Source organism: Alteromonas sp. ABH4_456 (assembly GCF_056160645.1).
In genome coordinates, this window is record NZ_JBSWXO010000016.1 from 51,990 (window position 1) to 64,050 (window position 12,061).

Sequence of the window (12,061 nt, forward strand, 5' to 3'; positions counted from 1 at the left end):
AAATGAAATTAACACAGCTTGCCGCTGCCATGGCAATGACCACTGCGTCAGCGTCTGCCCTGGCCGCCACCTATACAGTCACACCTGTACCAGTCAGGGATATCAGTATTAACAATTTTGCCCAGTCTATCGATGAGTCCGGCTTCACGGTGACGATGACATCAGCAGAATTTAATCCGCCCATCGACCTCGACTTTCTGGAAGAATCCGGATTTATCGACAACAACGCATCGACTTTCGAAAGTGAAGATGACGTCAGACAGGGCATTTTCTCAGATGTGGATTACACCACGATTGTTACCGGTTTACTGTCTCACAGTACGACTGCCCGGAATGCATTTGTTTACCAGCACCTGACGCCTTACCGCTCGTATATCACAGATACGACAGATGCCGATCTCATCCCCGGTCTGGATGCGTGGTCGGAATTGTTTGATGATTACGCCCATGCGGTAACAACCTATGCACGTGACAGTCTGAACGGTGATTATGTTACCGGCTCAACAGAAGGCCCGTATTACGAGCTGGATTATGAAGATGAAGATGGCAACGATACCACTTATGTACTTAACGACATCAAGTCTACGGCCTTTGTCAGTGTAAACGGTGAAACCAAGCTGCTGGCATCTGAAGACGATACGTTAAACGGCCTCAGTCAGGCGTTTGCCATTAACAACAATCTTCAGGTTGTGGGCAACAGCATGGTTGACCACATTGAAGGCATTGATGACGCCATTGAAGCCTGTGAAGAAGAAGAAACCCGTGGTGACATTCCTGTTGAATATTGCTACCGCAGTATCCGTGTAGACGCATCTTCAGATACATCCACCTACGGTTTCCGTTTACCGGCCGTGGGCGACCGTTCAACGCCGGGTGTGCATATCCGTGCCACTGTCTGGCAGTTAGATGCTAACGGCAACACGATTACTACCGATACTTATCCGCTTGTGTTTGAACCTGATGCGGATGATGAGTCTGCATACTGGTCGCTGGCGCAGGATATTAATGATCAGGGTATTGCTGTAGGTGCGTCATCTCTTGACGAAATTGCTTACATCCGCCGTCCTTCAGGTTATAGCTATGAGCGCCTGAATGTTGCAGTGAGTTATGCAGAAGGCGAAACAACCGAAATGTTACCCCGTGACGAAAATATCATGTCTGAAGCAGTTGCCATTAACAATGACAACTGGGTAACAGGTTACGTACTACGTGCCCCTAATGATACTGCCCGTAACCGTGTGTTCGTCTACAACCTGGACACAGGTGAAGCTCTTTATCCGGAAGGCTTCTTTACCAATGCCGGCGCAGAAGGTAAGGGCATCAACAATAACAACATTGTGGTTGGCTCGTCAGAATACGACTCCACTGTTGATACAAACCGTGAAACCCACGGCTTCATGTACGACATTGAAGCGAAAGAAATGACGGATCTGAACGATCTGTTACCTTGTGACAGTGTATACACCATTGTCGACGCCATTGGTATCAATGACAGCAATGAGATTATTGCAAATGCCCGCTACCGTACCGGTGAACGTTATGTAACGGGTGTGGAAGTGATTGACGATGAAGGTGAAACGCCCATCGACGATACCATTATTGCAGTGAAACTCACGCCGCTGGAAAACGGTGAAGTGGAGACCTGTGACATTCCTGAAGATGAAATTGACGATGTGGCTTACGAGCGTAAAGGTGCGGCAATTTCTCCATGGTGGCTGTTATTAACAGGCGGCTTACTCGCGTTCAGACGACGTAAACAGTAATGTGAAATGAGCGCTGTTTAGCCGCTGCATAGCACGAAACTGTGCTAAATATGTAAAGGGAGCCCATCAAAAACCGCACCAATGTGCGGTTTTTTCTTTTAATGAATCTGGAAAACTCACTAAGAACCAACACTCAATGTAGGAAAAGGTTAGGCAATCGAGTCATCAAGAGAGAAATGCAGTACTTTATAAAGAGGTCTTCAGATGTGACGCTCTTATTTCACTCAGCAAACATACCGTATCAATCTGCATAATCGTGGGAACAGATTGTAGAATGAATAACGATAATGAATTCAAAGCTCATTTCAACTTTCATCGTTAAGCTAAATTTAACTACAAATTTAATATTATTCCATTGACGTCTAGTATGTTTACAGTGTTTTACAAAAGTTGATGATTTTAATTTAAAATCAATTGGTTACCACTTGGCTTGCAAATTGCTAAAACAGCTCGCGAACTATAAAAAGTAAATTTACAAGGAAACAAGATGTTAAAAAAATTGGCCTTATCTTTAGCACTACTCGCACCTGTAACTCAAGCCTCGTATATTGACTATACGCTCAATTCTTCAACAGGAGTAATTTCAAATGGAAGTGGTCTTGAGTGGCTGACACTTTCCAACACTACGGGTTACTCTGTTGCCAATGCCCTTGATTACTATGCCAGCAATGGATGGTTTGTAGCCAGTTCAGAGCATGTCGATATTTTGTTTGATGATTTTTTCGGCACTTATGACTGGACTACTGACCGGGGGTATCGTGTTGACCAGCGACCTAGTCTTTCAGAAACCTCTATAACTAATGAAAGTGTAGATTATTTTCTTGATCTGTTCGGTCGGGTTACGCTTGATGACTGGTGTTATGAAGGTACGAACCGAACCTGTGTAATAAATGGTGAACGAAAGTCACGGAACCGGGCAGAGTTCTACTTTGCTTCCCATGAATTTGATGTGTCAGAAGCTACCACGCAATGGACATTCAATATCGCAAGAGTCGATAGCGAATATAATCAAGCCTACTTAAACGGTGCACTTCCAAGTACTGTTCAGGCTGGTGTTCATACCAATGCTCAAGCGCCGATGAGTTATATCTCGATGGATGGCGATGCAGCTATCGCATTAACTCGCTATGTCCCTGTCGGAACCCCTTCGAACCCGAATCTGGGATCAAACGTTACGGTAACCGAACCGGGAACACTATTTCTATTTATTTTTATGCCGCTATTGTTGACTATCAGAAAACTTAAGAACTTCTGAAGCAGTTAATGGTTCATCCGCTTCCTGATAATGCCCTGCAAATGTAGGGCATTTTTGATTTATGAACATTATTTAAGCTATATAGTTTGACGTTTTAAAAAACGTAATATTTATGACAAAAAAATGTAACATTAAATTAGACAAATTTTCATTAACTTACTATTTGTCAATACCAAAAAAAATTTAATTAAGTTGAACCAAGCCTGCCTCTGCACTATCACATATATGTGCGTGAAAAAACTTGAAGGCACCATCAACCCATACTGACAGGAGAGCCCGATGGTCAATCACGGCACAGTTAAATAATCAAAAGAGGCTTATCAATGAAACGACAAAAAAGAGATAAATTGACGCGTGCACACGCAAAAGGGTATCAAGCTGGTATCAGCGGTCGTTCAAAGGAGAACTGTCCATTTCAGGCTTTTGACGCCAGGTCACAATGGCTCGGAGGCTGGAGGGAAGCCGTTGAAGACAGACAATTAGGATTCAACGTGCGTTAAGCATCTCTTTCAGTATAGGTAAGCCCCGATTTAACGGGGCTTTTTTATACCTGAAAAAAATCAGAATTTAGACGTGTCCCGGAACAGACCGACTTTCAAATCTTTTGCGGTATAAATAACACGGCCGTCTACTTCAACCTGACCATCAGCCAGACCCATAAACAGTTTACGCTTAACTACACGCTTCATGTTGATGCGGTAGGTTACCTTTTTAGCCGTAGGCAGAATTTGACCGGTAAATTTCACTTCACCTACGCCCAGAGCACGACCTTTACCGGGGCCACCGCTCCAGCCAAGGAAGAAACCCACCAGCTGCCACATGGCATCCAGACCCAGACAGCCCGGCATTACAGGGTCACCCGGGAAGTGGCAGTCAAAGAACCACAGATCAGGCGTGATATCCAGTTCGGCAATGATTTCACCTTTATCGTACTCACCGCCTTCTTCACTGATATGACTGATACGGTCCATCATCAGCATATTAGGAGCCGGTAATTGACTATTACCCGGCCCGAACATTTCACCGCGGCTACAGGCCAGCAAGTCTTCACGGTTAAAACTATTTTGTTTGTCGGACATGATATCCCTTTGTTGTTAGATTTTCAGCGTGGTAATTTAGCGAACACTTGTACGCTAAACAACTCTGAACAGTCATTTATTGTGAAAATTTACATGTTACACTGTGCACGTAACCACGAGATGACAACGGTATGACTGAAAAGAAAAAAGCCAATCCTTCCGCCAATGCTGAAAAACAGCGTCGTTTCCGCGAAAGACAAAAAGCAGCAGGAAAAAAAATGGTTCGTGGCTATGTCAGCCCCGAAGCCATGCAGTGCTATAAAGAAATCAGCGATAAAACCGGATGGAGTGACAGTGAAGTGCTGTCCAATGCGTTACGCATAACCTATGCAGCCTACAAGTGTGGTCAAATCCGTCTTTTGAATCAGTGGCTTAAAGATCAGAAGCGCTAGCCTCGGATTTTAACCAGCGCCGGGAAGGACTCGCGGATGTCGTGTGCATTCTGACGATTCGGGCTGACTCTCTGAGCACATCTTCTCTTTCCCTGTAAGACCACAGCCGCTCTGCGGTTTGTTTATTGTGCTGTCTGATATCAATCACCGGCAGCATGTAATCCCGTTGTATATCAAAATCCAGCATCGCTGCTTCCAGCGGCGGAATATCTGCCGGATTATGACACAGCGCTGCCGGCAGATTTTTTAGTTCCGGTACCCATTTTTTTATAAACACTGCTTCAGGATCGAGCCTGGCCGACTGGGTTGCAGGATTATATAACCTGACGGTGTGTATACCGGTAATACTGGCCTGCATCTGAATCTGCGGAAAATGAATACCGGGCTCAAAATCAAGAAAAGCACGGGCAAGGTATTCTGCCGCGTGCCGCCAGTGCACGTTCATATGGTGACACAGGAAACTGGTTACCATGGCACGCATGCGGAAATTGAGGTAGCCGGTGGCAGCGAGCGCCCGCATACAGGCATCCACCAGCGGGTAACCTGTTTTCCCGTTTATCCACAGCCAGGTGCGTCTGCTGGCCTCCGGTCCGTCGATGTAAGGAAAGCTTGCATATCCCGCATTTTGTGCCCGCCACTCCATTTCATGTTCGCTTTCAAATTTCTGAATAAAATGGCAGTGCCAGTGGATACGGGACATCAGTGCATTAAGGGCCTTCTTCCAGAGCGCTCCGTCACCATCGGGCTGATGAATGAGTTCAGACTTACGGTATTCAATATACTGAAAGACCTGTTTCACTGACAGATTACCCCATGCAAGATAAGGACTGAGCCGTGAGCAGGTGATACGTGCATCCGCCGGCCTGGATATGCCCTGATGGTATCGCTTGCCCCGATCTGCAAGAAAGTGTTTTAAAACCTGCCATCCCCGTCGTTCACCGCCGGGCTGCATGAGTTCACAATGCGGATAAGAGGGCGAGGCTGCGATACTTCTCAGCGGTGATGTCGCCCATTGCCACCAGTTCACTGCGGATAAGGTAATGTCGTCAACAGGCTGAGACATTACCGCTTTCCAGTGTCTTTCCCAGTGCCGGCGGTTTATCAGTCCCCGGCTCACAGCGCCGCTGGCAAATTCAATATGACGTATTTGCCGTGCCTGAAACCAGGCCTGCATGTGCAAGTCACGATCGAAGGTAATTTTAAGCCCGGTTTCCTGATAGCTGTACACTTCCCGGACTGTACAGTGCGTTGCTATTTCGCTGAAGGTCGCTTCAACAGTAAGGGTTGTAGTCAGCACTGCGGCAGATCCCGGCAGCTGCCCGTTTAAATCGGTGATACTCTGACGGATGAAGCGCCAGTGTCTGTCACTCATGTGCGGATCCTGCATGAGTTCCGGCTCATAACAGAATACTAGCAGCACCGGCAAACCGCTCCGTACGGCTTCTTTCAGGGGGGCATGATCGCGCAGACGTAAATCCCGTTTGAGCCATACCACCGCAATATCGGGCTTCAGCTCAGCCATTTGTTTATAAATGTCCGGTCCGGATCGTACATATTCGTCTGCTTTTCAAGATCAAACTGGCGGTGACCACGGGGATCATGACCCACTCCTCCAAGGTAGAGCCAGTTACCCCAGTTACTGCCGGGGTCGTAATCTACCAGACATTGTTCAAACCAGGCCGCCCCGTATTGCCAGTTTTGTCCCAGCTCATGGACCAGACAACTGGCAACCAATTGTCTGCCGCGGTTAGACATGAAACCGGTTTGCGTCAGTTGCCGCATGCAGGCATCAACAATCGGGTAGCCGGTTCTTCCATGTTGCCAACGGATTATTTTGTCCGCATCGTAGTGACAGGGACGTTTTTCATCCCGCAGTCCTGCCTGCAGATACCAGTCTTTGCCGGGCTTAAGCTGGGCAAAATGAAAAAACTCCCGCCACAATAATTCAAAATAAACCCAGTATGTGGACTCATTGGCTTCCACTTCATCTTCAAAACGCCTGAGCTCAAAATATACCCGGCGGGGAGATAAAGCACCTGCCGCAAGCCAGGGCGAGAAACGGGTACTGGCCGTATCGTCATCCAATGCATTTCTGGTTTCTTTATAGCGCAGCACATGCCGGTGTTTGAAAAAATACTCATTCAGCCGGTCCAGCGCAGCATTTTCTCCGCCACGAAAAAGAGGAGGTATTTTGCTTTTCTCATGTACAGCCGTCACAGATTGCACTTCGGTGGCGAAGGGCGGTGGGTATGATACCGGAGGATCTAATGGTAACTCCGGTATTGTGTTCCTCTCTGTTTGCTTGCGGAATTGTGTAAATTGCCCGGGCATTTCGTTAAGAGAAAAGGGGAGCGAAGACTGATTAAACAGGGATCCGGCTTCTTTATACACCGTATTAATACCGTCACAGGCATCAACCACATGTTGCCAGTCCTGCAATTCGTAAAAACCCGGATTCACATGTGCGCCAAGCCAGCTTACATCGTATTTTTTTATAAGTTCTGCAATGATAACAGCCGGGTTACCTTCAAGGATAAGTAACCTCTGGCCAAGAGGTACCAGGGCATCATCCAGTTCATCCAGACATTCAGCGATAAACTGATCCCTGATTGCGCCGGTGCGTTGTGTGCCGAAAGGTGTGGTTTCTGACAGCCGGCTATCTCTGACATACACCAGCAGCAACTCCGTGACGTTCTGACACATCTCTTCCAGTGCCGGCATATCGTCAAGCCGTAAATCCTGACGGAACCAGAAAATGCCCCTCACACGGGCCGGATAACTGCTTTTTGTATAGTGCGATGTTTTCATTACAAAACCTTAATTTTCACCCGTTTGTAATCAGATTTATTACAATGCCGTATCTATTGCATCATTCTGAATAAAAAGGATAACAACGTGCCGGTACCCGTCAGCATTATGTGGTTCCGCCAGGACTTGCGCGTGAAAGATAATCCCGCGCTTAACGCCGCCTGCGACCTTGGAAAAATTATCCCAGTATATATTGCAGATACGTCTGTACCGGAAAAACGACTTCCCGGTAGTGTAACTAAATGGTGGTTACATCAATCATTAAACTCCCTTAATGATCGTCTTAACGGTCATCTGCAGGTATTCAGCGGCGATCCGGCAGAACTCATTCCTGAACTCATGACACGGTTCGATGTGCAGCATATCTTCTGGAACCGGTTGTATGAGCCCTGGCATGTGGCCAGAGACAAAAAATTGAAGCAGGCTCTGAAAGATGACGGCATAACGGTGAAGAGTTTCAATGGTTCGTTGTTGTGGGAGCCCTGGGACATTGAGAATAAATCAGGATCACCCTATAAGGTATTTACGCCGTTTTACCGTAAAGGCTGCTTACAGGCCGCTGAGCCACGTTTTCCCCAGGCGCCGGTAGCCAGAATCACTTACGCAGACGTGGACAATGCAGGCACGTTAATTGATGAACTCGGGTTGATGCCTGATATTCAGTGGTACGATGGCATTGAAAAAATGTGGACACCGGGAGAAGACGGTGCAGCCGACCGGCTTGCTACCTTCATAGACGAAGCGGCAGCGAATTATAAAACTGACCGGGATATTCCGGCAGTGCAGGGCACATCGTTGCTCAGCCCGCATCTTCATGCCGGAGAAATATCTCCTAATCAAATCTGGTATGCCATTAAGGATGCCTTTGGCAACAGTGATGATAAGAATATCGATACCTATCTGAGTGAACTGGGATGGCGGGAATTTGCCCACCACCTTATTTATCATTTTCCTGATTTCCCCGATAAGAACTTCAATGAGAAGTTCGATAAGTTTCCATGGCGCCGGAGTCAGAAAGATCTGCAAGCGTGGCAGAAGGGCCGCACAGGTATCCCTATTGTCGATGCAGGCATGCGGGAATTATGGCATACCGGCTATATGCACAACCGCGTACGGATGATAACCGGCTCATTTCTGGTGAAGAACTTGCTTACCGACTGGCGTGAGGGAGAAGCCTGGTTCTGGGATTGTCTGGTTGACGCTGACGGTGCGAATAACACCGCCGGATGGCAGTGGGTGGCGGGGTCGGGTGCCGACGCTGCGCCCTATTTTCGGGTGTTTAACCCGGTGTTGCAGGGGGAGAAATTCGACAAGCAGGGCGAATACGTACGTACCTGGTGTCCCGAACTGAAAAAATTGCCCAACAAATATATTCATAAGCCCTGGGAGGCGGACAAGGCAACGCTCAAACAGGCTGGTATCGTGCTCGGAGAGCAATATCCTGAACCTCTGGTGGATCTAAAAGCGTCACGACAACGGGCACTGGACGCCTTTAATGAAATTAAGGGGTAACCATGGGCTGTACTCTGCGATTGATACTTGGCGACCAGCTCACCGCCACTTTACCGGTGATCACTGACGCGGTGAAAACCCGCGATATTTTATTGATGGCAGAGGTGAAAGAAGAAGCCACGTATGTGAAGCACCATAAAAAGAAGATTGCATTTTTATTTTCAGCTATGCGGCATTTCGCAGAAGAACTGAAAGATGACGGCTTTAAGGTGCATTACAGGAAGTACGATGACCCCGATAATCAGGGTAGTTTGCTGAATGAAGTAAAAGCGCTGGTGAGCAAACACGATGTTGATAGTATCGTTGTCACTGAACCGGGTGAATACCGTTTACTGAAGAGTATGCAGCAATGGGAAAGTCAGCTCGGTGTGCCTGTGGGTCTGTTACCCGACGAACGGTTCTATGCCAGTAAAGCCAGGTTTGCTGAATGGGCTGAAGAACGGAAAACCCTTCGTATGGAATTCTGGTACCGGGAAATGCGCAAAGAAACCGGCATTCTTATGGAAAATGGTGTGCCGGCGGGGGGAGACTGGAACTACGATGCGAAGAACCGTGAGTCCATGCCCGCCAGTGTCACTCCGCCACCACCGGTAAAATTTGAGCCCGATGAGATAACGCGGGACGTGATCAGTCTGGTTGAAAAGGAGTTCGGTGATCACTTTGGTGAATTAGATGATTTTCATTATGCTACCGATCGTGCCGGCGCACTTGAGGTATTAAACCGCTTTATTGACAAACGGCTACCGGACTTTGGCCGCTATCAGGACGCCATGCGTCATAACATGCCCTGGTTGTTTCACTCCCATCTGTCCTTTTACATCAATTGCGGTTTGCTCAGTCCCCGGGAGGTGGTTCAGCAGGCAGAAGCCGCCTGGCATGCCGGTGAAGCACCACTGAATTCCGTAGAAGGCTTCATAAGGCAGATCATTGGCTGGCGTGAATTTGTGCGGGGGTTTTACTGGCATTCCATGCCGGGGTTACAGTCAGATAATTATTTCAATGCAAAAAGAACCTTGCCCGACTTTTTCTGGGACGGCTACACCAATATGAACTGCCTGCGTCAGTGTATTACTGACACTAAAAAACATGCCTACGCACACCATATTCAGCGTTTGATGGTGTTAGGTAATTTTTCATTATTGTGTGAGTTATCACCCGCTGAAGTACAGGAATGGTATCTGCTGGTGTACGCAGATGCCTACGAGTGGGTAGAGTTACCTAATGTGTCCGGCATGATTTTATTCGCCGATGGCGGCAATCTCGCAAGCAAACCCTATGTAGCAAGTGGCAGCTACATTAATAAGATGTCTGATTACTGCAAGCATTGTGGTTACAGTGTGTCGAAAAAGACCGGGGAAGGAGCCTGTCCGTTCAACTACCTGTACTGGCGATTCCTCGATGCCCATCAGGACAAATTACGGAAGAATCCGAGAATGGCGCTTGTCTATAAAAGCTACGACAGAATGGCGGAAGAGAAAATCGCGGCAATGCGGGATGACGGTCAGCGCTTTTTGACAAAACTGAGTAAAAATGAAGAAGTCTGATTTACCGCAAAAGATGTGTCCGGTTTGCCAGCGGCCATTTACATGGCGCAAAAAGTGGGAACGGAACTGGGAAGCGGTAAAATATTGCTCTAAAAGATGTGCCGGCAATAAACAAAGCCGGCACGACCGTTGATATCAGAACATCCAGCCCGCAGGATCCGGATGGGCTTGATTGTTATCAAGATATTTCATGCCTTTCACACAACGAACAATCAGCCAGACAACCCAGAAAAGAATAACCAGCCAGCCTATCAGCACAATAGACAGAACCGAGCCGATCACCAGATAGAGGAAACCTATCCAGAAAGTACGGATTTGGAAACGGTAGTGGCTTTGCAGCCATTCCGGTGCATCTGATTTATTTATGTAGGCCATCACAACACCCACAAGGCCGGTGATACCAAATAAAATGCCTACCAGATACAGGATATAGACAATTTTGGCAGTGCTGCCTGATGCATTGGTGTTCGCGGGAATTTCGCTCATTTTATTTATCCTTTTTTAAAGTTATTTTTCCATACTATTTTCAGTCGGTTAGAAAGGCGGCTTGATAAATAGTCATGAAATAGTGCGATGAAACCGGATGAAATGCAATATTCTGTAGTGATTGATGACCAGCTCCTGTGATTAAGTTTTGCTTTTCTAGAGTTTTACAATTGAAACTTATTACAGAAAAACTGCGGTTTACATTGGCTGTGTACCGGGACAGTGATAGACAAGTCAGTTCAACCGACATCACTGGTATCCCTATGATCACAAAACTACCCGTTTCTCATTCTGCTATTCTGCTTAGTAGCTTGCTGACACTTTCTGCATGCTCAACGACTCAAAACAACAATGATGACTGGCAAAATTTACTGTCGCCGGCAGAACAGAAAAACTGGACTGCAAAAATTAATCATCATCCTTCAGGGGTAAATTTTGCCAACACATTCCGGTTTTCAGAAGATATGCTGCTTGTACGTTATGATGGCTATGATGACTTCAACGAACAATTCGGCCATCTTTTCTATGAAGCTGAATTAACCAACTTTCATCTCAAATTTGAGTACCGCTTTACCGGAGACTTTCTCGAAAGCGCCCCGGGCTACGCACGATTAAACAGTGGTGTAATGTTTGCCAGTCAGTCTGCTGATTCCATCCTCACGGATCAAAACTGGCCGGTTTCGGTGGAAATGCAGCTGTTGGCTGAGCGTGAAGCCGGTGTAGTAAGACCTACAGGAAATATGTGTTCGCCCGGTACAGAAATTTATTATCAGGGCGACATTTATCCTGAACACTGCCTTAACTCGTCATCGCCCACGTTCCCCGCCGGTGAATGGGTGAGAGGCGAACTGATCGTTAAAGACGGGCACGTTACTCAACTTATCAATGATGATGTGGTTCTTGAATATAATTTAGCTCTCGCTAAAAAGGACGATCTGGTCACCGGTGAAAACCCGGCGACATGGGAACAGATGAAAAACCTGAAGTCAGGTTATATTGCATTTCAAAGTGAAGGGCAGCCCATTGATTTTAAGAATATTTACTTAAAAATACTGTGAATGGCCAGCCTATTCAAAGCTCACTCTCACCGGTCACTGCCTGAAGCGTTTCCTGCGTTGTAAAATAGTTTTGTCACAGGGAAATTATTCATAATTGAAACCCGGTGACACAAAATGACGCTATATAATTGATTTTGATTGACCCTGAATATCTTCAAATTTAA

General features: G+C 46.8%; 12 protein-coding genes. 8 read left to right on the forward strand and 4 right to left on the reverse strand.

All coding sequences use genetic code 11. From position 1 onward, the window contains the following. Nucleotides 1–2: 2 nt before the first annotated feature. The 3 genes from ACXAG2_RS18960 (at nt 3) to rmf (ending at nt 3,518) form a co-directional block, all read left to right on the forward strand. A complete protein-coding gene (locus ACXAG2_RS18960) occupies nt 3–1,763 on the forward strand; it encodes a DUF3466 family protein (protein WP_474844192.1) in 1,761 nt (586 codons plus the stop codon). Between the two features lie 487 nt (nt 1,764–2,250). Next, a complete protein-coding gene (locus ACXAG2_RS18965) occupies nt 2,251–3,018 on the forward strand; it encodes a hypothetical protein (RefSeq protein ID WP_474869596.1) in 768 nt (255 codons plus the stop codon). Between the two features lie 323 nt (nt 3,019–3,341). Then, nucleotides 3,342–3,518 (forward strand): ribosome modulation factor, encoded by a 177-nt coding sequence (rmf, locus tag ACXAG2_RS18970; protein WP_070124638.1) that lies wholly within the window; start codon nt 3,342–3,344, stop codon nt 3,516–3,518. Between the two features lie 60 nt (nt 3,519–3,578). On the opposite strand, the gene fabA is transcribed toward rmf, so the two are convergent. After that, entirely contained in the window at nt 3,579–4,097 is a 519-nt protein-coding gene (gene fabA / locus ACXAG2_RS18975) for a 3-hydroxyacyl-[acyl-carrier-protein] dehydratase FabA (protein ID WP_474869598.1), read from the reverse strand. A 131-nt stretch (nt 4,098–4,228) separates the two neighbouring features. On the opposite strand from fabA, the gene ACXAG2_RS18980 reads away from it, so the two are divergent. Beyond that, a complete protein-coding gene (locus ACXAG2_RS18980) occupies nt 4,229–4,489 on the forward strand; it encodes a hypothetical protein (RefSeq protein ID WP_119501366.1) in 261 nt (86 codons plus the stop codon). On the opposite strand, the gene ACXAG2_RS18985 is transcribed toward ACXAG2_RS18980, so the two are convergent. Together ACXAG2_RS18985 and ACXAG2_RS18990 are read right to left on the reverse strand one after the other, a co-directional pair. Further along, a complete protein-coding gene (locus tag ACXAG2_RS18985) occupies nt 4,470–6,011 on the reverse strand; it encodes a cryptochrome/deoxyribodipyrimidine photo-lyase family protein (RefSeq protein WP_474869600.1) in 1,542 nt (513 codons plus the stop codon). The genes ACXAG2_RS18980 and ACXAG2_RS18985 overlap by 20 nt on opposite strands. Then, a complete protein-coding gene (locus ACXAG2_RS18990) occupies nt 5,999–7,297 on the reverse strand; it encodes a DASH family cryptochrome (protein WP_474869603.1) in 1,299 nt (432 codons plus the stop codon). The genes ACXAG2_RS18985 and ACXAG2_RS18990 overlap by 13 nt, the downstream gene beginning before the upstream one ends. A gap of 87 nt (nt 7,298–7,384) precedes the next feature. Between ACXAG2_RS18990 and ACXAG2_RS18995 the strand changes: the two genes are divergently transcribed. The 3 genes from ACXAG2_RS18995 to ACXAG2_RS19005 are packed head-to-tail and all read left to right on the forward strand — an operon-like array spanning nt 7,385 to nt 10,486. Then, nucleotides 7,385–8,809, forward strand: a complete 1,425-nt coding sequence (locus ACXAG2_RS18995; protein ID WP_474869606.1) for a cryptochrome/photolyase family protein — start codon at nt 7,385–7,387, stop codon at nt 8,807–8,809. A gap of 2 nt (nt 8,810–8,811) precedes the next feature. Continuing rightward, complete coding sequence (locus ACXAG2_RS19000; protein WP_474869608.1) at nt 8,812–10,353, forward strand: cryptochrome/photolyase family protein; 1,542 nt, start codon at nt 8,812–8,814, stop codon at nt 10,351–10,353. Further along, on the forward strand, nt 10,340–10,486 hold the full coding sequence (locus ACXAG2_RS19005) for a DUF2256 domain-containing protein (RefSeq protein ID WP_119501371.1): 147 nt from the start codon (nt 10,340–10,342) through the stop codon (nt 10,484–10,486). The genes ACXAG2_RS19000 and ACXAG2_RS19005 overlap by 14 nt, the downstream gene beginning before the upstream one ends. A 2-nt stretch (nt 10,487–10,488) precedes the next feature. Here the strand turns inward: ACXAG2_RS19005 and ACXAG2_RS19010 are convergent, their stop codons facing one another. Further along, complete coding sequence (locus ACXAG2_RS19010) at nt 10,489–10,839, reverse strand: DUF4870 family protein (RefSeq protein ID WP_474869610.1); 351 nt, start codon at nt 10,837–10,839, stop codon at nt 10,489–10,491. A gap of 263 nt (nt 10,840–11,102) precedes the next feature. Here ACXAG2_RS19010 and ACXAG2_RS19015 point away from each other — a divergent pair, with 263 nt between their 5' ends. Then, nucleotides 11,103–11,897, forward strand: a complete 795-nt coding sequence (locus ACXAG2_RS19015) for a 3-keto-disaccharide hydrolase (protein ID WP_474869613.1) — start codon at nt 11,103–11,105, stop codon at nt 11,895–11,897. Nucleotides 11,898–12,061 lie beyond the last annotated feature (164 nt).

Excerpts from the sequence above, each read along its gene's own strand:
- ACXAG2_RS19015 (WP_474869613.1), top strand. The coding sequence starts at position 11,103 with ATGATCACAAAACTACCCGTTTCTCATTCTGCTATTCTGCTTAGTAGC.
- ACXAG2_RS19010 (WP_474869610.1), bottom strand. The coding sequence starts at position 10,839 with ATGAGCGAAATTCCCGCGAACACCAATGCATCAGGCAGCACTGCCAAA.
- rmf (WP_070124638.1), top strand. The coding sequence starts at position 3,342 with ATGAAACGACAAAAAAGAGATAAATTGACGCGTGCACACGCAAAAGGG.
- ACXAG2_RS18980 (WP_119501366.1), top strand. The coding sequence starts at position 4,229 with ATGACTGAAAAGAAAAAAGCCAATCCTTCCGCCAATGCTGAAAAACAG.
- ACXAG2_RS18960 (WP_474844192.1), top strand. The coding sequence starts at position 3 with ATGAAATTAACACAGCTTGCCGCTGCCATGGCAATGACCACTGCGTCA.
- ACXAG2_RS19000 (WP_474869608.1), top strand. The coding sequence starts at position 8,812 with ATGGGCTGTACTCTGCGATTGATACTTGGCGACCAGCTCACCGCCACT.
- ACXAG2_RS18965 (WP_474869596.1), top strand. The coding sequence starts at position 2,251 with ATGTTAAAAAAATTGGCCTTATCTTTAGCACTACTCGCACCTGTAACT.
- ACXAG2_RS18990 (WP_474869603.1), bottom strand. The coding sequence starts at position 7,297 with ATGAAAACATCGCACTATACAAAAAGCAGTTATCCGGCCCGTGTGAGG.
- ACXAG2_RS18985 (WP_474869600.1), bottom strand. The coding sequence starts at position 6,011 with ATGGCTGAGCTGAAGCCCGATATTGCGGTGGTATGGCTCAAACGGGAT.
- fabA (WP_474869598.1), bottom strand. The coding sequence starts at position 4,097 with ATGTCCGACAAACAAAATAGTTTTAACCGTGAAGACTTGCTGGCCTGT.
- ACXAG2_RS19005 (WP_119501371.1), top strand. The coding sequence starts at position 10,340 with ATGAAGAAGTCTGATTTACCGCAAAAGATGTGTCCGGTTTGCCAGCGG.